The sequence below is a fragment of the Streptomyces sp. WAC 06738 genome (assembly GCF_003945505.1).
Taxonomy (GTDB): Bacteria; Actinomycetota; Actinomycetes; order Streptomycetales; family Streptomycetaceae; genus Streptomyces.
In genome coordinates this window covers 7,826,318-7,846,011 of record NZ_CP029618.1, presented here as the reverse complement: position 1 = coordinate 7,846,011, position 19,694 = coordinate 7,826,318, and the positions used below count along the sequence as shown (strand labels likewise).

Sequence of the window (19,694 nt, the reverse complement as noted above, 5' to 3'; positions counted from 1 at the left end):
CCGTTACGCACATGGGTGCAGCGATTCAGCTCCAGGCGGGCGACAGAACAGTGCGGCTGTCCAGCCCCGACCGGGTCTTCTTCCCGGCGAAGGGCTATACGAAGCTCGACCTCGCGAAGTACTACGTCGCCGTCGGCGACGGCATCGTACGGGCGCTGCGGGACCGGCCGACGACCCTCGAGCGCTATCCCGAGGGGATAAGCGGTGAGTCGTTCTTCCAGAAGCGCGCGCCGAAGAACACACCCGACTGGATTCCCACCGCCCGCATCACCTTCCCCAGCGGCCGGTACGCGGACGAGATGTGCCCCACCGAGCCGGCGGCGGTCGTCTGGGCGGCCCAGTACGGCACGCTGACGTTCCACCCGTGGCCGGTGCGGCGCGGCGACACCGAGCACCCGGACGAGCTGCGCATCGACCTCGACCCGCAGCCCGGCACGGACTACGCCGACGCCGTGCGCGCCGCGCACGAGATGCGCGCCGTCCTCGGCGAACACGGGCTCACCGGCTGGCCGAAGACCTCCGGCGGCCGCGGGATGCACCTGTTCGTGCCGATCGCGCCGCGCTGGACCTTCGTGCAGGTGCGCCGCGCGGTGATCGCCGCCGGGCGGGAGCTGGAGCGGCGGATGCCGGAGCAGGTCACCACGGCGTGGTGGAAGGAGGAGCGCGGCGAGAAGGTCTTCGTCGACTACAACCAGATGGCCCGCGACCGCACCATCGCGTCCGCCTACTCCGTGCGGCCGCACCCGCATGCGCCCGTCTCCGCGCCGCTGCGCTGGGAGGAGGTGGACGACGCCGAGCCGGACGACTTCGACCTGGTGACCATGGTGAAACGCTTCGCCGAGGTCGGCGACGTGCACGCGGACATGGACGAGCACGCCTTCGACATCACCTCGCTGCTGGAGCTGTCCGCGCGGCAGGAGCGGGACCACGGCCACGGCGACATGCCCTACCCGCCGGACCATCCGAAGATGGCGGGCGAACCGAAGCGCGTACAGCCCAGCAGGGCGCGGCCTCAGGAGTGACCGGGGGCGCGGGAGTGCACCGCCGGCGCCGGGCGGGGCGGCCCGGGCACGGGCCGCCCGGCCTGCGGCGTATGGCGTGATCGTAGACTCGGCGCATGCGATTCGGACTCCTCGGCACCGGCCCCTGGGCGGAGCGGGCGCACGGCCCAGGACTGCAAGCACACCCGCGGGCGGAGATCGCCGGCGTGTGGGGCCGGCGTCCTGAGGCGGCCCGTGCGCTCGCCGACCGCCTCTCCACGCGCGCGTACGAGGACGTGGACGCCCTCCTCGCCGACTGCGACGCGGTGGCCGTCGCGCTGCCGCCCGACGTGCAGGCGCCCCTCGCGGAGCGGGCCGCCGCGGCGGGCTGCCATCTGCTGCTGGACAAGCCCGTCGCCACCGAAGTGGCCGCCGCCAGGCGGGTGGTGACCGCGGTCGAGCGCGCCGGGGTGGCGTCCGTGGTCTTCTTCACGCTGCGCTTCCGCGACGAGACCGCGGGCTGGCTGGCCGAGCGGGCAGGCGAGGAGGGCTGGCTCGTGGGCCGCGCCGACTGGCTCTCGCCGGTCTTCGCGGGCGCCGACAGCCCGTACGCGGCCTCGCCCTGGCGCGGCGAGAAGGGCGCGCTCTGGGACGTCGGGCCGCACGCGCTGTCGATGCTGCTGCCGGTCCTCGGCGACGTGGACCCGGCGGTGCCCGGCGCCGTCACCTCCGCGCGCGGCCCGGGCGACACCGTGCACCTCACGCTGCGGCACGCCTCGGGCGCGTCGAGCACCTGCACCCTCAGCCACACCATTCCGCCGCAGGCGTCCGGCGTCACCGTGGAACTGCACGGCACTCCGGGCGTCCAGACGGCGCCGGACCGGGACGACGACGGACCCGTGCCCGCGTTCGTACGGGCCGTGGACGCCCTGCTGGAGGCGGCCGAAAGCGGCCGCCCCGACCCCCGCGACGTCCGCCTCGGGCTGCGCGTGACCGAAATCCTCGCGGCGGCCGAGGAAGGGCTGCCGGCCGCGGGCGAGTGATCCCGCGGTAGCCGCCGGGCCCGCGCCCCGGAAGGGCCGTGGCCCCGCCTCTGCGGCGGGGGCCACGGCTGTCACTTCCGGCCGCCGTCAGGACCCCGCCGGGGCCCGCGCGGCGGTACGGGCCGGGGGCACGACGCCGAGCAGGCGCAGCCGGTCGAGCGCCGTCTGCCGCGAGGCGATCCCCGCGGCCCCGGCCGCCCATTCGTCCCACTCCGGCCAGCGCGCGCGGTCGAACCCGGCGTCCTCGTACTCGTCCTCGGCGAGCAACTCCCCCACCGTGCGCATGCCCTCGGCGTCACCGAGCCCGGGCCACCCGAGGTACTCGGTCCGCCACGCCAGCCGGTTCCCGCCGCCCACGGAGCGGTGCAGCAGGTGGGCGTCGAACGCCAGCACGTCGCCCGGCTCCGTCGGCAGCACGGTCTCGGGCACCGGCCAGCCGGGGAAGCCCTGGTTGGCGGGGTCGAGATCGTGGTACGCGGCCAGCCGGCGGGCGTACGCCGGGTCGTGCGACCCGGGCACCACCCGCAGCGCGCCGGTCCGCGCGGTCCGCGGCTCCAGGTGGGCCAGGAACGTCACCCCGGGCACGTCCGGGCCGACGTCCGTGTGCCAGCCGGAGTTGCCGGTGAAGCACACCGCGCTGGGCACCGCGGGCACGGTCATCCGCCCGCACAGTTCCGCGGAGCCCTGGAAGAGCCGCGGGTCGTCGGCGATCAGCGACTGGCTGAAGGGCGTCCGGTCGGCGGCGAGCGGCACGTAGTCGCCGCGGATGCCGCCTTCGCCGTACGGGTCGGTGTCGGTGCCGAGGCCCCCGTAGGCGTCGGTGAGGGCGGTGGTCACCTCGGCGGTGAGCCGGTCGGTCTCCTCGTACGTGAGCAGGCCGCGCAGCACCACGTAGCCGAAGGCGCGGAAGTGCTCGATCTGCTGGTGGCTGAAGAACGACGTCATGACGGTGTCTCCTCTCGTCTCGATGGCAGGTCGTCTCGCGCATCGGACGGGAGGAGGGCCACGGGCCCGTCAGCGTCAAACGAATCCGGATCGCATGGCGCCCACCGTAGCCACGCGGGCCCGGTGTCCGCCACGGGGTTTACCCGTCAGCGGCGTTCGGGGGTAGGCGCGTACGCCACCGGACCAGTGCTTAGACTCGCCCCGACCACTGATCTTGACCGCATCGGGGGGTTAACGCCCATGGGCACGAAGAAGACCGCCGTCTCCACCGCCGCCGCAGGACTGACCGCGCTGCTGCTGGCCACGGGGTGCAGCGGCGGTTCGGACGACGACGGGGACGGCGCCGGCGACGAGAAGGCGCAACCCCGCCCGGTGATCAGCGAGGGCCAGGCCCGCAAGGTGCTGGAACGCTACGTCGAGACCAACAACGCGGCCAACGCCGCCCTGAACCGCAAGGCGCTCGGCGAGGTCGAGGGCGGCGCGCTGTACCAGCAGAGCCAGGCGCAGTACCGGCAGTTCCCCACGTACGAGAAGAAGTACCAGGCGCTCTACAAGAAGCCGTTCCGCTACCGCGCCGACGAGGCCCACTACTACATACCGGCCCGCGGCGACTGGTACATGGTCGACGCCCCGGTGGAGGGCCCCGGTTACGACGAGGGCGACCGCAGCCTGCTGGTCTTCGAGCGCGCCGGCGGCGGCACATGGAAGAACGTCGCGTCCGTCGGCATCCAGGGCCGGATCCCCGAGGTCGCCCGCGGCGACGGCGGCCTGCCCACCGTGCTGCCCGCCGGCACCGAGGTGGGCACGACCGCGCTCGACGGCCTGGACGACGCGGTCAACGACCTCTATGTGTCGGGCGGCAAGAAGGACGGCAAGCTCCTCGCGGACAGCGAGGTCCGCAAGAACATGGTGAAGGACCACGCCACCCGCCGGGACTGGATAAGGCCCGAGCACGACGGCTACTTCGAGACCGAGTTCGAGTCCGAGAACCGCAAGTGGGACGACGCGTACAAGCCCGCCTTCCCCGACGTCTACGCGCTCCGCACGGCGGACGGCGGTGCGCTGGCCGTCTTCAACTCCTACGACGCGCGCGTGGACTTCGCCACCCGGCCGGGCTTCCACATCATCCCGGGGGATGCCACCAGCCTGTACGTGAAGGAGAAGGAGCCGCTGGGCGTACGGGAGTACTACGCCGTGCAGAACGCGGCCCACGTACCCGACGAGGGCAAGGTCGAACAGCTCGGCGGCGAGGTGGAGATGATCGGCGCGAGCTGACCCGCCGCCCCCCGGTCCTCCTCCCCCGTTCCGCTCACCAGTCCGCCGGGTCCGGCGGCGGGAACTCCACCGTGACCGCCAGCCCGCCCTCGGGACCGGGCACCGTGGTCACCTCCGCGCGGTGCGCGGCGGCGACGGCGCCGACGATGGACAGCCCCAGCCCGTAGCCGCCGCCGGCCGCCCGCGGCTGCAGCCGCTGGAACGGCTCGTACAGGTCGGGGATGCGCTCCGCGGGAATCACCGGGCCGCTGTTGACCACCCGCAGCATCGGATAGCCCGTCTCCTTGACGTCCGTGGCGACCCGCACCCAGCCGCCGGGCGGCGTGTAACGCAGCGCGTTCTCCACCAGGTTGCCGGCGAGGCGGGCGATGAGCCGTCCGTCGCCCGAGGCGACCGCGGGGCGCAGCGAGGAGTGCAGGTCCAGCTTGCCGGGCGCGGCCCGGGTGCGGTCGTGCAGCACCTCCCGTACCACCCGGGCGAGGTCGACGGGCTCGGCGGCGACCAGCCCGCTCTGGCTGCCTGCCAGCGTCAGCAGGGCTTCGATCAGCCGCTCCTGCTCCTCCCCCGCGGCGACGACCCGCTCGCACACCGCCCGCAGCGACGCCGCGTCCGCGCCCGGGCGGGAGAGCGCCACCTCGACCATCGCGCGCTGGAGCGTCAGCGGCGTGCGCAGTTCGTGGGAGGCGTTGGCGACGAACCGGCGCTGGGCCTCGAACGCGGCGTCCAGCCGGGACAGCAGCCCGTCGAAGGTGTCGCCGAGGTCCTTCAGCTCGTCGTCGGGGCCCGCTATGGCCAGCCGCGCGTGCAGGTTGTGCTCGGAGATGCGCCGGGCCCGGCCCGCCATGATCCGTACCGGCCGCAGCACCCGGCCGGCCATCACCCAGCCCAGGGCGACGGAGACGGCGGTCATCAGGGCGAGCGCGATGCCGGACTGGGCGAGCAGTGCCTGCAGCGCGGCCTCGTGGCGCTCGGTGGCCACGTGCTGGATGTCCGGGTCGCTCCCGCCGCCGGTCTGGGTGGAGTCGAATCTGACGAGGACGCCCTTGGTGGCGTTGCCGCGGGCGACGAGCGCGTACGTGATGGCGAGCAGTGCGACGCCGGAGACGAGGAACAGCGCGCCGTACAGCAGCGTCAGCCGGAGCCGGACGGTCCAGCGGAGCCGGCGGCCGGCGCGGCGGGCGGGCTCAGATGCGGTATCCGGCATGGGGGACGGTCTCGATCACCGGCGGGTCGCCCAGCTTGCGGCGCAGCCTGCTGACGGTGACCTTCACGGCGTTGGTGAATGGATCCGCGCCGCCGTCCCAGGCCCGTTCGAGAAGCTCCTCGGCGGAGACCACGGCGCCCTGCGCGGACAGCAGCAGCTCCAGCACCGCGAGTTCCTTACGGGACAGGTCGAGCCGGCGTCCGCCGCGGCTGGCGAGGTGCTGCGCGGGGACGAGGGTCAGGTCGCCGCGGGTGAGGACCGGCGGCACCGCGTTCGACGGGCGCCGGCCGAGGGCGCGGATGCGGGCGATCAGCTCGGCGAAGGCGAAGGGTTTGGTGAGGTAGTCGTCGGCGCCGAGGCCGAGGCCGTCGACGCGGTCGGCGACGGTGATGGAGGCGGTGAGCATCAGCACCCGGGTGCGGCTGCCGTGCCGGGTCAGCACGCGGCATACCTCGTCGCCGTGGAGCCGGGGCAGGTCGCGGTCGAGCACGATCACGTCGTACTCGCTGCTCGTGGCACGGTCGATGGCCTCCTGGCCGTCGTACGCGAGGTCCGTGTCCATGCCGTCCTCGCGCAGTCCGGTGGCGACGGTCTCGGCCAGCTCCCGGTGATCCTCCACGATCAGCACGCGCATGCCGTCAGCGTGCCGGAGACCGCGTAAGCCCCCGGTAACAGCCGAGGTCACAGGGCTGGGCGGCCCGAAGGCGGAGCCCCCGCTGCTCGGGGGGACAGCAGGGGCACCGCGGTCTGCGTGGACGGATCCGCGTATCGGTGCACCGTGGCGCCTTCCCCCGGCCGGTGCACCGGTACGTCAGGTGGTGGCCAGCGCCTCGGTGGGAGGCAGCCGGGCGGCGCGCACCGCCGGGTAGAACCCCGCGAGGCCGCCGATGAGGAGCGTGGCCCCGATGCCGCCGGCCATCGCCCATATCGGCACCACCGTCGCCCAGTCCTGGGACGTGGCGTAGCCGACGGTCACGCCGATGCCCAGGACGACGCCGCCGAGGCCGCCGAGCGCGGACAGCAGCAGCGCCTCGCAGAGGAACTGGCTGCGGATCTGGCCGCGGGTGGCGCCCAGCGAGCGGCGCAGGCCGATCTCGGAGCGGCGTTCGAGGACGGAGATGACCATGGTGTTGGCCACGCCCACGCCGCCGACGATCAGCGCCACCCCGCCGAGTCCCAGCAGCAGGCCGCTGAGGGTCTCGTCGGTGGCCTCCTTGGCCGCCAGGGCGTCGGAGGGGCGGGAGACGGTGGCCTCGTTGGGGTTCTCCGGGTTGGCGGTGGCGCCGAGGACCGACTGCACGTCCGCGACGGCGGATTCGTCGGTCCGGGTGTAGATCGTCGTGGGGGTGCCGGCGAAGCCCAGCTCGTCCTCGGCGACGTCCCAGCCGACCAGCGCGGCCGAGTCCAGCTCGGGCACCAGCTCGTTGTACGCCGTGAGGCCCACGACCGTGAACCACCTGCCGCCCAGCCACACCTGCGCGTCGGGCCCCGCCTCGTAGATCCCGAGCTGCTCGGCGGCCTTGGGGCCGAGGACCACCGCGGGGTAGCGGCTGTTCGCGTCGTTCAGCCAGCGTCCTTCGGTGATCTGCAGCCCGACGGACTCGGGCAGGTCGACGCGGGCCGCGCTGACGCTGAGGCCGCCGGTCTGCTCCTCCGGGATCCGGTCGTTGCGGAAGACGTTGGCGTCGACCCGTCCGACGGCGGAGACGTTCTCGACCTCCGGGATGGCCCCGATCATGCCCACGGACTCCGCCGGGAGGCTGGCCTCGGAGCCCGAGAACGACTGCCCGGGGGTGACGGTGAGCAGGTTGGTGCCCAGCGCGTTCAGCCGGCGGTCCAGATCCTCCGTGGAGGAGGTGGAGATGCCGACGACGCCGATCATCGCGGCGATGCCGATGGCGATCCCGAGCGCGGAGAGGAAGACCCGCATGGGGCGCGAGCGCAGCCCCGAGCCCCCGACCCGCAGCATGTCCGCCGGGGTCATCCGGGCGGGCTTCGGCGGGGTGGGCGGCGGCGGTACGGGCGGCTGCGCGCGGTCCAGCTCCGCCGTCGCGTGCGGCGCGGTCATCGGACGGCCTCCTGGGAGAGCCTGGCGGCCGGGAGGGCCGCGACGGGGGCGGAGTCGTGCTCGATGCCGCCGTCCTTGAGGCGGACTTCGCGGGGCAGGGAGGCGGCGATGTCGCGGTCGTGGGTGATGACGACGACGGTGGTGCCGGCCTCGTGGAGCTGGTGCAGCAGCTCCATCACGACCGCCCCGGAGCGGGAGTCGAGCGCGCCGGTGGGCTCGTCGGCGAGGAGCAGGGGCGGGTCGCCGAGGACCGCGCGGGCGATGGCGACGCGCTGCTTCTCGCCGCCGGAGAGCTGGTGCGGCTCGTGGTAGAGGCGGTGGCCCAGGCCCACGCGGCGCATGGCACGCTCGGCGAGGCGGCGCCGCTCGGCGCGGGTCCGGCCGCTGTAGAGCAGCCCGTCGGCGACGTTGTCGAGCGCCGGGACGCCGGGGGCGAGGTGGAACTGCTGGAAGACGAAGCCGATCGTGCCCGCCCGCAGGGCCGACAGCTCCCGGTCGCTGAGCCGGTCGATGTCGTGGCCGTCGATGCGGACGGTGCCCGCGGAGGGGCGGTCGAGCGTCCCCATGATGTTGAGCATGGTGGACTTGCCCGAGCCGGACGGGCCGACGACGGCCAGCAACTCGCCGCGCCGGATGACGACGTCGGCGGAGCGGAGGGCGGCGACGTCCCCGTAGGTCTTGGTGACCCCGGTCAGCTCGACCACCGGATGGTCCGTGACGGTCACTTCGGAACCCCCACGGACATACCTTCCTCGACGCCGTCGCCGGTGATCTCGACGAGCCCGTTGGCGAACATGCCCAACTCGACCGGCACGGACTCCGTGCTCCCGCCGGCGGTGACCTTCTGCACCGCGTAGCCCCCGCCCTGCCGGGCGACCAGTGCGTTCACGGGCACCGCGAGCACGTCCTCGCGGGTGTCCGCCTTGAGCACCACGTCGACGGGCGCGGCCTGATAGCGGCCGAGCTTGTCCTGCTCGCCGACGGTCAACTGCAGGGGCAGCGTGGACTCCTGGTCCTCCTCCCCCTGGCCGCCGGCGTCACCGGAGCTGGAGCCCGAGGCGGCGGGCGGGGTGCCGATGTCCGTCACCTTGCCGTCCACCGTGGTGCCGTTGGGCAGTTCGACCTCGGCCTTGGTGCCGACCCGTACGAGATCCTCGAACTGCGCGTCCAGCTCCACGGAGACGACCCGCTCGGTGCCGGTCCAGTCGAGCACCGCGCCCTCGGCCTTGGCGCCGGGCCAGGTCTGCAGCGCGGCGACGCGCCGGGCGCTCTCCGCGGTCACGGCGTCGCCGGCCTCGACGACGCCGGTCTGCTCCCGGCCCATGTCCTCCTGCCAGGCGGAGACCGCGTCGGCGGTGTCCGGGCTGTACGTCTCGTCGACGGTGAACCCGGTGTAGCCGAGCTTGTCGAGGTTGCGTTCCAGCAGCTCGACGTCGCCGCCCTCGCTGCCGTCCGACAGAGTGCGGTACAGCGGGGTGTCGCCGTAGAACAGCGGGACCTTCTCGCCGTCGACGCTGTAGACGGTGTCGCCGCGCTTGATCGTGGAGCCCTCGTTGGGCGTCCACGTGACGATCCCGGCGCCCGTGTCCGCGGCGTCGCCGCCGGAGCCGGCCGCGGTTCCGCCGCCGCCTGCCGGCCGGCCGGTGCCGGTGTCCGCGCCGGGGTCGGCGCCGCCGGCCGCCGGGGCGATGGCCTCGACGGTGGACACGTCGCCGTAGCCCAGGGTGCCGTCCACGGTCTCGCTGCTGGTGAGCGTCGTCCGTTTCACCTCGGCCGTCGCGGCCGGTCCGGACGGGCCGGCGGCGGGCTCTTCCGAGTCCTCGCCGCCGAGCGCGCCGGTGGCGGCGAGCCCCGCCGCGGCGGCGACGCCGATCGCGATCACCACGATCAGCGCCATCCGCAGCTTGCGGCTCTTGCGCGCCGGCTCGGGGCCGCTCGGCGCGCCGTCGCCTTCGGCGGGCGGGGCCGCGGTGGCGAGTTCGCCGCCGGGACCGCCCCCCTCGGGGTCGCCGCCCGCGGTGAGCGGCCCGGGCGGGCGGACCTCCAGCGCGCCCGGGGGCCGTTCCCGCAGGTTCAGCTCCTCCGTCTCCTCCCTGCTGGTCACTGCGGGCCCCCGCCGATCCGCATCCCGCCGCCGGGGTACTTGTCCTGGCATGCCTGCCTGGCGGGCTCGAACGTCGTCGGGTCGGCGGCACCGATGTCGACGACCATGCTGTTGCCCTCGATCTCCGGGTCGGGGAAATCGGGCACGCCGTTCTGGCGGATGCACTCGGCCCACTCCGCGACCTTCTCGGAGTCCAGCGGCTCACCGCCGTTGGGGCCGCCCTGGCGCTGCGGCTGCTTGTCGCGGCAGGCTTCCTCCGCGGCCTTGAACTCGGCGGACTCCGGGTCGAAGCCACCCTGGTTGAACATGACGCCGCCGGTGTCCTGCACCGGGTCCTTGAACTCCGGCACCCCGTTGTCACGCATGCACTGCGCGTACTCGACCGCCTGGTCGAACGGGCTGCCCGGAGAGGCGGACGTGCCGCCGTCGGAGGAGGCGGCCTCGGAATCGTCGGAGCACCCCGCCAGCACGACGCTGACGACGAGTGCGGACGAGGCGAGCAGGGTCTGCGCGAATGCGCGTTTGCGTGTGGTGAACATGGGCCCAAGTTCTACGCGAGCGCCGGTCACAGGGCGGATACAGAACGCCGCCGACGAAGAGCGTCGGCGGCGGCCTTGATGAGAATTCCATGAATGCCGTTCTGTCGGCGGTGCTCAGCGCGCCGCGGGGACGCGCCTTTTCCTCAGAAGAACTTCAGGCAGGACTGCCCGAACCGGTAGTCGTGCCGGCCCTTTCGGTGCCGGCGGCGCCGTCGGCACCGTCGGAGCCCTCGCTCCCGGCCCCGTCGTGCAGCGAGATGGCCCGCCCGGGGCACCGGCCGGCGGCGGCCCGTACGGACCTGGCGAGCGCGGGCCCGGGGTGCGCGGTGGCGAGCAGCACCTTGCCGTCGTCCTCGGACTGGTCGAAGACCGCGGGCACATGCATCATGCAGAGCCCGGACCCCACGCACCTGGCGCGGTCGACCCGTATCTCCATCGTCGTCTCCTCCCCGGCCGCCGGTCACCAGGCGACCGGCAGCCGTTCCAGGCCGTAGGCGGTCGTGTGCAGCCGGAACGGCACCTCCGCGGCCGGCGCGGCGAGGCGCAGGTGCGGGAAGCGGCGCAGCAGCGCCGTGTAGCCGATGCCGAGTTCCATGCGGGCGAGCGCGGCGCCCAGGCAGTGGTGGATGCCGTGGCCGAAGGCGAGGTGGGCGGCGGGCTCGCGGGCGGGGTCGAAGCGGTCGGGGTCCGCGGTCAGGGCCGGGTCGCGGTTGGCGGTGGGCAGGGAGACGACGACGTGTTCGCCCGCCCTGACGAGCTGTCCGCCGACGGTGACGTCTTCCAGGGCGGTGCGGGGCGTGGGCGCATGCGGCACGGTCAGGTAGCGCAGCAGTTCGTCGACGGTACGGTCCACGGCCCCCGGGTCCGCCCGGATCTCCGCGAGCCTGCCGGGGTGTTCGAGCAGCACCAGGGTGCCGAGGCTCAGCATCCCGGAGACGTTGTCGAGGCCGGCGAGCATCAGGAGGACGCAGACGCCGCGGAGTTCCTTGTCGGTGACGTCGGTTCCGTGGTCCCGTACGAGCATGCCGAGGAACCCGTCGTCCGGGTCCCGGCGCTGCCCGGCGATGAGGGCGGCGAGGTAGCGCGAGAAGGCGGCGCCGGCGGCGGCCCGCGCCTGCCGGCCGCGGCCCTGGTCTAGGTGGTGACGGGCGCGGCGCAGGAACGCGTCGCGATCGTCGCGGGGGACGCCGATCAGCTCGCAGAGCACCGCGCCGGAGACGGGGGTGGCGAACTGCTCCACGAGATCGGCGGGTGGTCCCGCGCGCTCCACGGCGTCGAGGCGGCCGGCGACGATCTCCTCGATCCGCGGGCGGAGGCGGCGGATCCGGCGGACGGTGAACTCCGGGGTGAGCATCTTCCTCAGCCGGGTGTGCTCGGGCGGGTCGTAGTCCATGAGCTGCCCGATCATGTCGTCCGGGCGGTGGTCGTCGGGGTACGTCCCGTCGGCGCGCGCCGCGCGGCCGAAGCGGCGGCGGGTGGAGAACCGGACGTGGTCGCCGAGGACCTGGCGTACCTCGTCGTATCCGGTGACCAGCCAGACGTACTCCTCGCTGTCGCCGGGACCGACGTCGATCCTGGTGACGGGCCGTTCCGCGGCGATCGCGCGCAGCTCGGCGGCGGGGTCGAAGCGCGTTCTGCGGGTGTACGCGGGCGCGGGCCCGGGGCGGCGTGGCATCGGCTCCCCTACCAGGTGACCGGCAGCGCTTCGACGCCGTAGTTGGGCGCGAGCGTCCGGTAGCGCAGCTCTTCCGGCGGTACGGCCAGGCGCAGCCCGGGGAAGCGGTGCAGCAGCCGCGGGAGCGCGATCCTGAGCTGCACGCGGGTCAGCGGGGCGCCGAGGCAGTAGTGGATGCCGTGGCCGAAGGCCATGTGGGAGGTGACCTCGCGGGTGATGTCGAAGCCGTCGTGTCCTGCGCCGTCCCTGGCGGCGCGGTTGACGGCGAGCAGGGAGCAGACCACGACGTCGCCCTTCCTGATCACCGCGTCGCCTACGGGCACGTCGGCGAGGGCGGTGCGCGGCGAGGAGGTGGCGATCACGGAGACGTACCGCAGCAGTTCCTCCACCGCGCGGTCGGTCAGCTCCGGCTTCTCCAGCAGCAGCGCGAGCTGGTCGGGGTGGCCGAGCAGCAGCATGGTGCCGAGGCCGAGGGTGCCGGCGACGTTCTCGTATCCCGCGGCCATCAGCGAGGTGCCGATGCCGGTCAGCTCGGTGTCGCTGACGTCGTCGCCGTGCTCGCGGATCAGCATGCCGAGCAGGTCGTCGCCGGGGTCGCGGCGCTTGCGCGCGACGAGCTGGCTCATGTACCCGACGTACGCCTTTCCCGCGGTCATCTGCTGTCTGCGGCTGCGGTTGCCGGCCCGGCTGATGTCGAGGTTGCGGGCCAGCTCCGCCTGGTCGTCACGGGGCACGCCGAGCAGCGCGCAACTGACGAGCCCGGGGATGGGCCAGGCGAAGTGGCGCATGAAGTCGGCGGGCCGTCCCGCGCGTTCGAGGGCGTCGAGGCGTTCGGCGACGATCTCCTCGATGAAGGGCTCCAGTCTGCGCATCCGCCGGTTGGTGAACTCGGGGGTGAGCATCTGGCGCAGCCGGGTGTGGTCCGGCGGGTCGTACTGCAGGAGGTTGCCCTCCTGGATCTGGCGCCGCCGGTCCTCCTCGGTGTCGGCGGGCGGCATGGTGCTGAAGCGGTCGGCGTCGCCGAGGATCTGGCGCACCTCGGCCTGGCCGGTGGCGACCCAGTCGCGCGGGGTTTCGAGCAGCGGCGTCTCCCGGCTCATCCGGCGCAGCTCGGGCAGGGGTTCGAGACCGTCCCTGCGGTTGTGTACGGGAATCTCCGGTGACTTGGCCATGGGCGCGCTCCTTCTCCCTGAATTCGTGCGTCATTTCTGCACGCCGCCGGGGCTGAGGGCGCGCTTTTCCGGGTCGCACCGCGGGATACGGAATACGGGTTGCCGGATTCCGTATCCCGCAATGCCACGCTCATTTCTCCGTGGTCTCGCCGGGAATGCCCAGCCGCTCGGCGAGAATGCGGCCGATGTGCGCCGCGGGGGCGGATTTCAGCATTCCGAAGTGGTCGGCCTCGATCTCGTGCGGCTCGACGTTTCCGGCGACGTACGGCTTCCAGCTCTCGACGGCGTCGGCGACGGGGAGCCCCGCCGGGCGGTCCTCGGTGGCGACGAAGAGCAGCAGGTCGCCCGTCGTGCGGCGCGGGGTGTGCTCGGGGGCGAACCCGGCCGAGTTGCGCATGACCTGGTCCATCCGCGAGCGCAGCCGGCCGCTGACCCCGGGCACCGCGGCTTCGTCGCCGCCGGGGCCGAGGAGCCGGCCCCGCGGGGCGGAGGTGGCGGCGGAGCGGCCGGCGGCGTCCTCGTTGGAGAAGAGCGAGGTGCCGGCCCCGCCGTCGGGGTACGCGTCCAGCAGCGCGAGCAGTTCCACGCGCTCGCCCTGCTCCTCCAGCCGGGCCGCGACCGCCTGCGCGAGCATGCCGCCGAAGGACCAGCCGAGCAGGTGGTACGGGCCCTCGGGCTGCACGGTCCGCATCTCGTCGGCGTAGTCGGCGGCCATCTCGGCGACGCTCTTCGGCATCGGCTCGGGCCCGGCGAGGCCGCGCGCCTGGATGCCGTACACCGGCCGGTCCCGCGGGAGGTGCGGCACGAGGACCGCGTAGCTCCAGGCGAGGCCGGTGGCGGAGTGCACGCAGAACAGCGGCGCGCCGCTGCCCTGCTGTCGCAACGGGAGCAGCACGCCGAGGTCGCCGCCGCCCTCGGGGCGGCGGGCCTGCGCGAGCGCCGCGTCGTGCTCCTCGGCCTGCCTGTCGCGTACGGTCAGCAGCCCCGCGGTGCTCCACCTGGCGCGCTCGCCGGTACGCAGCATCCGCTCCCCAGCAGGGCCGTACGGGCAGGCAACGAAGTGCTCGCCGGTGAGCCGGGTGCTGCCGTGGTAGCCACGGGCGAGGGTGGCGCCGGCGACGTACAGGTCGCCGACGGCGCCGGGCGGGACGGGGCGGAGCCGGTCGTCGAGGACGTAGGCGCGGGTGTGGGGTCCCAGGCTGCCGGTGGGCACCTCGGCGGGCAGGGGCGCGCCGGGGGCGGTGCGGTGGTGCAGCCAGGGTCCCGCGGTGCCGGCCGGGCCGTAGCCGGTGACCAGCGCGGCGTCCGGGTGCCGGGCGCGCCATTCGCGGGCGTCGACGTCGGAGGCGGCGGCGCCGTCCTCGATGACGGTGACCTCCGCGAACGACGGGTCGCCTGCGGGCAGTTCCGCCAGGGTCCAGAGCAGGTCGCGGGTGGTGAGCGCACGGCGGGCGGCGCGGGGGTCGGGCTTGCCGAGCAGGACGCTCTCGCCGGCGCAGAGCGCGCGGAGCAGCGGGGTGACCACGGCCTCGACGGGGGCCCGTTCGTCCAGGGTCAGGTGCCGCGGGCCCTCGTCCGCCGCGCGGTCCGGGACCTCGTCGGCTCCGTCCGCGAGGTGGCCGACCAGCGAGCGGTGCTCGACCACGACGCCCGCGGGCACGCCGTGCGGCGTCGTGGAGTCCAGCAGCAGCGCGGCGTGGCCGGGGCGCGGCACCGCGGTGCCCGTCTCGCCGTCGGGCCCCGGTCCCGCGTACGTGCCGCGGGCGGCGGCCAGGACGGGATTGCCGAGCGGGACGACCGTCATCGCGTGGTCGGCGGGCAGCAGTCCTGCGGTGGTCGCGGTGCAGATCAGCGCGGCGGGCCGGTGGCCGCGCAGCGGCGCGAGCGCCTGCATCGGCCGGTCGGGTCCGGTGAACAGGCAGGCGGCGCCGGCCTTCAGCACCCCGAGGAGCGCGACGGCAAGCCGGGCGCCCAGCGGCAGCGCCACAGCGACGGTGTCCTCCGCGCCGACGCCGCGGGCGGCCAGCCGGCGGGCGAGCATCCCGGAGGCGGTGTCCAGCGCCCCGTACGTCAGCGCGCCGTCCTGGTCGGTGACGGCGACGGCGTCGGGGGTGCGGGCCGCCCGGCCGGCGAGGAGCCCGACGACGGTGGTGTCCGGCAGCGGGGCCGCGGTGTCGTTCCACTCCCGTACGAGCCGGTGGTGCTCTGCCGGGTCCAGCAGCACGTCGACGTCGCCGAGGCGTACGTCCGGGTCGTCCGCGACCTGCCGCAGTACGCGCACGAGGCGGCGGGCGAGCGCGGCGGCGGTGTCCGCGTCGAACAGCTCGGCGGCGTAGCGCAGATGGCCGTCGAGGCCGTCCCCCGAGCCGTCCGCGCGATACCACTCGCTGAGGCTCACCGACAGGTCCAGCTCGGACGCGGCGGGGCCGAGGTCGAGGCGGCCGGTGCTCAGCCCGGGCAGCTCGGAGGTGTCCTCCTCGCCGGTGGTGCCGTCGCGCACGTCGAGCATGACCTGCACGACGGGGTGCCGCGCCGCGGACGGCGGCAGCTCCAGCACGTCGACCAGGCGCTCGAATGGCAGGTCCTGGTGGCGGCGCGCTTCGAGGTTCGCCTCCCGTACGCGGCCGAGGAGTTCGCGGAAGGTGGGGTCGCCCGAGGTGTCGGTGCGCAGCGCGATCGGGCCGGCGAAGGGTCCCACCACGCCCTCCAGCGCGCCCTCCTCGTCCCGCCGCGGCAGCAGCGCGCCCACGGTGATGTCGGCGCCCGCGCCCAGCCGGGTGAGCAGCAGCGCGAGCGCCGCCTGCACGACGGTGAACGCGCCTTCGCCGGCCTCGTCCAGCTCCGTCAGCCGCTCGTGCACGTCGGCCTCGACGCGCAGCGGCACCTGCCCGGTGCGGTGCGTCGCGAGCTGGGGCCGCGGCCGGTCGGCGGGCAGCCGCAGCTCCGGGGCGAGCCCGGCGAGGGTGTCCTTCCAGTACACCAGTTGGTCGCTGATCAGACTCTCCGGGTCGTCCTCGCCGGCGAGGAGTTCGCGTTCCCAGAGCGCGTAGTCGGCGAACTGCAGCGGCAGCGGCGCGCGTTCGGGCGTACGCCCCTCGCGGCGCGCCCCGTACGCCGCCGACAGGTCGCGCAGCATGACGTCGAGCGACTCGTCGTCGGCGGCGATGCGGTGCACGACGAGGAGCAGGACGTGCTCCGTCTCCGACAGCGTGAACAGGGTCTGCGTCCACGGCGGTTCGACGGTGAGGTCGAAGACGTGCGCGGCGCGGGCCGCCAGCAGCTCCGGCAGCTCCGCCTCGGTGGCGGGGACCACCTCCGGCGCGGGCCGCGCGGCGGCCGGGCCGAGGACGCGCTGCCGCAGGCCGGCGCCGCCTTCGGCGGCGAAGATGGTGCGCAGCGCATCGTGGCGGGCCGCGATGTCGCCGAGTGCCGCGCGGAGCGCGTCGCGGTCCAGTTCGCCGGTGAGGCGCAGCGCGACGGACGTGCGGTACGCGGCGGAGTCCTCGGCGAGCCGGTCCATCAGCCACGTGCGCACCTGGCCGGCGGACGCCGGTACTTCGTCCGGGTGCTCGACGGCGCGCAGGGCGGGGCGGGTCTTGGACGCCAGCATCCGCGTCACGCCCACGGGGGTGGGGGCGCCGAAGAACTGCCGCATGTTCAGCTCGGCGCCGAAGTCCTCCCGGATCCGGCCGGCGAGGCGCATCGCGAGGCCGGAGTCGCCGCCGAGGTCGAAGAAGCTGTCGTCGGCGCCGACCCGTTCGACGCCGAGGACGTCGGCGAAGAGCGCGCACAGCGCCTCCTCGGTCTCACCCTCGGGTGCACGGCCGGTGGCGCGCTCGGCGAAGTCGGGGGCGGGCAGGGCGGCGCGGTCGAGCTTGCCGCTGGGCGTCAGCGGCAGGCTCTCCAGGGCGAGCACGGCGGCGGGCAGCATGTGCGCGGGCAGCCGGGCGGCGGCGTGGGCGCGCACGGCGTCGATGTCCGCATCCGGGCCGCCGGGGACGACGTAGGCGACGAGCCTCTTGTCGCCAGGGCGGTCCTCGCGTACGACCACGGCGGCGCGGGACACGTCGGGGTGGGCGGCGAGGACGGCTTCGATCTCGCCGGGTTCGACGCGGAAGCCGCGGATCTTGACCTGCTCGTCGGCGCGGCCGCGGAAGGCCAGTTGCCCGTCGGGCTTCCAGGCGGCGAGGTCGCCGGAGCGGTACATGCGTGCGCCGGGCTCGAAGGGGCAGGCGACGAAGCGTTCTGCGGTGAGCCCGCCCCGGCCGATGTAGCCGCGGGCCAGGCCCGGTCCCGCGATGTACACCTCACCGGTGACGCCCTGCGGCACGGGCCGGAGGAAGTCGTCGAGGACGTAGGTGCGGGTGTTGCCGATGGGGCGGCCGATGGGGGGCGGCGGGTCGGCGGGATTGAGGTCCGCGTCGAGGGGGGTGGCGGTGGTGATGACGGTGGCCTCGGTCGGGCCGTACGTGTTCCACACCCGCGCCTGGCCGGTCCAGCGGGACGCCAGGTCGGCGGTGAGCAGTTCGGCGCCCAGCACCCAGTTCCGTACGCCCGTGACCGCGGCCGGGTCGAGGACGCTCAGGAGGGACGGCACCACACTCGCCACGGACACCCCGGCGCTACGGACCATCCCGGCCAGCGCCGCGGGCTCCACCCGCTCCTCGTCCGACGCGATCGCCAGCGTGCCTCCCGCCGCCAGGGTGACGGCGACGTCCAGTACCGCGGCGTCGAAGCTGAACGACGCGAACTGCAACGCCGTCACGTCCTCCGCCATCCCCAGGACCGGACGCATCGCCTCGGCCAGGTTCGCCGGGCCGCGGTGGGGCACCGCGACGCCCTTGGGGCGGCCCGTGGATCCGGAGGTGTAGATCACGTACGCGAGCTGCCCCGGCTCCAGCACCGTGCCCAGCGGCTCCACCGACTCCGCCGCGATCTCCCCCGCGGCCTCGTCCAGCCGCACCGCGCCCTTGGGCGCAAGGTCTCCGGTACTCAGCACGACCTGCGCCCGGCTGTCGGCCACCATGAACGCCAGCCGCTCGGCCGGATAGGCGGGGTCGAGCGGCACATACGCGCCCCCGGCCTTCCACGCCGCGAGCATCCCCGCGACCATCTCGACCCCCCGCGGCAGACACAACCCCACCCGCGACTCCCGGCCCACCCCGAGCCGCCGCAGATACCGCGCCAGCCGATTCGCCCGCGCGTCCAGCTCCCCGTACGACAACTCCTCCGCCCCGCACCGCACGGCCACCGCCTCCGGCGCCCGCCGCGCCCGCGCCTCGAACCGGTCCAGCACCGAACCCGACGGCACCGCCAACTCCGTCGCGTTCCAGCCCGACACCACCGGCGTCCGCTCCCCGTCCGCCAGTACGTCCACGTCTCCCACCCGCACCGACGGGTCCGCCACCACCTGCTCCAGCACCCGCACCACCCGCCGGAAGATCGCCGTGGCGGCGGCGGGGTCGAACAGATCGGGCCGGTAGTCGAGTTTGCAGCGCAGCCGGTCCCCGGCCGGGGTCACGACCAGCGTCAGCGGGTAGTGCGCCGCGTCCCGGGACATACCCGAGGGGCGGATGGTGAGCGCGCCCGGACCGCCAGCCCCGGCGGGCGGCGGGGGGAAGCTCTCGTAGAGCACCAGGGTGTCGAAGACCGCGCCGGGGCCCGCGAGGCGCTGCACCTCCGGCAGCCCGAGGTGCTGGTGCGCCATCAGCTCCGACTGGCGCCGCTGGAGGTCGGCCAGCAGCTCCGTCACGGGCTGCCCGCCGTCGAGCCGTACGCGCACCGGCAGGGTGTTGAGCAGCAGGCCCACCATCGACTCGACGCCCGCCAGCTCCGCGGGCCGCCCGGCGGCGGTGGCGCCGAAGACGACGTCCGTGCGGCGCGCCAGCCGGGCCAGGACCAGCGACCAGGCGCCCTGCACCACGGTGTTGAGGGTGAGGCCCTCCGCGCGGGCCAGGTCCCGCAGGCCCTTCGTGACGTCCTCGGGGACGTCGCCGAAGACGTGCTCGGGGAAGACGGCCGCGCGCGCCGGGTCGGCGGGGACGACGAGCGTCGGTTCGTCGGCTCCCGCCAGCTCCGCCCGCCAGGCGGCGCGCGCCGCGTCCTTGTCCTGGCGGCCCAGCCACGCCAGGTACTGGCCGTACGACGGCACTCTCTTCAGCTTCGAGGCGTCGCCCCCGGCGGCGTAGACGGCGGACAGCTCGGTGAGCAGGACGGGCATCGACCAGCCGTCCATGAGGATGTGGTGGAACGTCATCACCAGCCGGTGCCGGTCCGCCCCGAGACGGACGAGGAGGAAGCGCATCAGCGGCGCGCTCGCCAGGTCGATCCGCTCGGCGAGCCGGCGCGCCGTGAGCCGGTCCAGCTCGGCCCTCGCGTCGTCCTCGGTGAGCCCGGACAGGTCCTCCTCCCGCCACGGCAGCTCCACGTCACGCGCGATGACCTGCACCATCTTCGCGCCGCTGACCTGCCGGAAGCAGGCGCGCAGCGCGGCGTGCCGGGCGAGGAGCGCCTGCCACGACGCGCGCAGCCGGGCGGGGTCCAGGGGACCTTCGATGTCCAGGGCGGACTGCACGGTGTAGACGTCGGGTCCGGTACCGGCGAGCGCCGCGTGGAAGAGCATGCCTTCCTGCAGCGGCGACAGCGGCCACACGTCCTCGACCAGGGATCGGCTCATCGCACTCTCCTCA

Annotated in this window: 14 protein-coding genes; 3 read left to right on the top strand and 11 right to left on the bottom strand. The window is 74.4% G+C overall.

From position 1 onward, the window contains the following. Positions 1 to 11: 11 nt before the first annotated feature. A complete protein-coding gene (gene ligD / locus DMB38_RS33925; protein WP_125938395.1) occupies positions 12 to 1,022 on the top strand; it encodes a non-homologous end-joining DNA ligase in 1,011 nt (336 codons plus the stop codon). A gap of 95 nt (positions 1,023 to 1,117) precedes the next feature. Beyond that, a complete protein-coding gene (locus DMB38_RS33920) occupies positions 1,118 to 2,023 on the top strand; it encodes a Gfo/Idh/MocA family oxidoreductase (protein ID WP_125938394.1) in 906 nt (301 codons plus the stop codon). 87 nt (positions 2,024 to 2,110) lie between these two features. Here the strand turns inward: DMB38_RS33920 and DMB38_RS33915 are convergent, their stop codons facing one another. Next, positions 2,111 to 2,968, bottom strand: a complete 858-nt coding sequence (locus DMB38_RS33915) for a phytanoyl-CoA dioxygenase family protein (RefSeq protein ID WP_125938393.1) — start codon at positions 2,966 to 2,968, stop codon at positions 2,111 to 2,113. Positions 2,969 to 3,208: 240 nt separating this feature from the next. Between DMB38_RS33915 and DMB38_RS33910 the strand changes: the two genes are divergently transcribed. Then, positions 3,209 to 4,243: a hypothetical protein gene (locus DMB38_RS33910; RefSeq protein WP_125938392.1), complete on the top strand. Its 1,035-nt coding sequence runs from the start codon at positions 3,209 to 3,211 to the stop codon at positions 4,241 to 4,243. A 34-nt stretch (positions 4,244 to 4,277) separates the two neighbouring features. Here the strand turns inward: DMB38_RS33910 and DMB38_RS33905 are convergent, their stop codons facing one another. The 10 genes from DMB38_RS33905 to DMB38_RS33860 all read right to left on the bottom strand — a co-directional run bounded on the left by DMB38_RS33905 (position 4,278) and on the right by DMB38_RS33860 (position 19,681). Further along, a complete protein-coding gene (locus tag DMB38_RS33905) occupies positions 4,278 to 5,447 on the bottom strand; it encodes an ATP-binding protein (protein WP_125938391.1) in 1,170 nt (389 codons plus the stop codon). Beyond that, positions 5,428 to 6,081 carry a response regulator transcription factor gene (locus DMB38_RS33900; protein ID WP_125938390.1) on the bottom strand — a complete coding sequence of 218 codons (654 nt, stop codon included), beginning with the start codon at positions 6,079 to 6,081 and terminating at the stop codon, positions 5,428 to 5,430. The genes DMB38_RS33905 and DMB38_RS33900 overlap by 20 nt, the downstream gene beginning before the upstream one ends. Positions 6,082 to 6,258: 177 nt before the next feature. Continuing rightward, entirely contained in the window at positions 6,259 to 7,515 is a 1,257-nt protein-coding gene (locus DMB38_RS33895) for an ABC transporter permease (protein ID WP_125938389.1), read from the bottom strand. After that, the gene (locus DMB38_RS33890; RefSeq protein ID WP_125938388.1) at positions 7,512 to 8,240 is read right to left on the bottom strand and encodes an ABC transporter ATP-binding protein; all 729 of its coding nucleotides are present in this window, start codon (positions 8,238 to 8,240) and stop codon (positions 7,512 to 7,514) included. Before DMB38_RS33890 ends, DMB38_RS33895 begins: the two co-directional genes overlap by 4 nt. Continuing rightward, positions 8,237 to 9,619 (bottom strand): peptidoglycan-binding domain-containing protein, encoded by a 1,383-nt coding sequence (locus DMB38_RS33885; protein WP_125938387.1) that lies wholly within the window; start codon positions 9,617 to 9,619, stop codon positions 8,237 to 8,239. Before DMB38_RS33885 ends, DMB38_RS33890 begins: the two co-directional genes overlap by 4 nt. Next, the gene (locus DMB38_RS33880) at positions 9,616 to 10,158 is read right to left on the bottom strand and encodes a hypothetical protein (protein WP_047019294.1); all 543 of its coding nucleotides are present in this window, start codon (positions 10,156 to 10,158) and stop codon (positions 9,616 to 9,618) included. The genes DMB38_RS33885 and DMB38_RS33880 overlap by 4 nt, the downstream gene beginning before the upstream one ends. A gap of 154 nt (positions 10,159 to 10,312) precedes the next feature. Next, positions 10,313 to 10,594, bottom strand: coding sequence for a ferredoxin (locus DMB38_RS33875; RefSeq protein WP_240662624.1), 282 nt, complete (start codon positions 10,592 to 10,594; stop codon positions 10,313 to 10,315). A 24-nt stretch (positions 10,595 to 10,618) separates the two neighbouring features. Continuing rightward, entirely contained in the window at positions 10,619 to 11,833 is a 1,215-nt protein-coding gene (locus DMB38_RS33870; RefSeq protein ID WP_125938386.1) for a cytochrome P450, read from the bottom strand. Between the two features lie 8 nt (positions 11,834 to 11,841). Then, on the bottom strand, positions 11,842 to 13,005 hold the full coding sequence (locus DMB38_RS33865; protein WP_125938385.1) for a cytochrome P450: 1,164 nt from the start codon (positions 13,003 to 13,005) through the stop codon (positions 11,842 to 11,844). Between the two features lie 130 nt (positions 13,006 to 13,135). Beyond that, positions 13,136 to 19,681, bottom strand: a complete 6,546-nt coding sequence (locus DMB38_RS33860) for a non-ribosomal peptide synthetase (RefSeq protein ID WP_240662623.1) — start codon at positions 19,679 to 19,681, stop codon at positions 13,136 to 13,138. Positions 19,682 to 19,694 lie beyond the last annotated feature (13 nt).

What these genes read in the sequence shown, in the direction of transcription:
- DMB38_RS33895 (WP_125938389.1), bottom strand. Translation starts at nt 7,515, where the DNA reads ATGACCGCGCCGCACGCGACGGCGGAGCTGGACCGCGCGCAGCCGCCC.
- DMB38_RS33910 (WP_125938392.1), top strand. Translation starts at nt 3,209, where the DNA reads ATGGGCACGAAGAAGACCGCCGTCTCCACCGCCGCCGCAGGACTGACC.
- DMB38_RS33880 (WP_047019294.1), bottom strand. Translation starts at nt 10,158, where the DNA reads ATGTTCACCACACGCAAACGCGCATTCGCGCAGACCCTGCTCGCCTCG.
- DMB38_RS33875 (WP_240662624.1), bottom strand. Translation starts at nt 10,594, where the DNA reads ATGGAGATACGGGTCGACCGCGCCAGGTGCGTGGGGTCCGGGCTCTGC.
- DMB38_RS33865 (WP_125938385.1), bottom strand. Translation starts at nt 13,005, where the DNA reads ATGGCCAAGTCACCGGAGATTCCCGTACACAACCGCAGGGACGGTCTC.
- DMB38_RS33905 (WP_125938391.1), bottom strand. Translation starts at nt 5,447, where the DNA reads ATGCCGGATACCGCATCTGAGCCCGCCCGCCGCGCCGGCCGCCGGCTC.
- DMB38_RS33915 (WP_125938393.1), bottom strand. Translation starts at nt 2,968, where the DNA reads ATGACGTCGTTCTTCAGCCACCAGCAGATCGAGCACTTCCGCGCCTTC.
- DMB38_RS33870 (WP_125938386.1), bottom strand. Translation starts at nt 11,833, where the DNA reads ATGCCACGCCGCCCCGGGCCCGCGCCCGCGTACACCCGCAGAACGCGC.
- DMB38_RS33860 (WP_240662623.1), bottom strand. Translation starts at nt 19,681, where the DNA reads ATGAGCCGATCCCTGGTCGAGGACGTGTGGCCGCTGTCGCCGCTGCAG.
- DMB38_RS33920 (WP_125938394.1), top strand. Translation starts at nt 1,118, where the DNA reads ATGCGATTCGGACTCCTCGGCACCGGCCCCTGGGCGGAGCGGGCGCAC.
- DMB38_RS33900 (WP_125938390.1), bottom strand. Translation starts at nt 6,081, where the DNA reads ATGCGCGTGCTGATCGTGGAGGATCACCGGGAGCTGGCCGAGACCGTC.
- ligD (WP_125938395.1), top strand. Translation starts at nt 12, where the DNA reads ATGGGTGCAGCGATTCAGCTCCAGGCGGGCGACAGAACAGTGCGGCTG.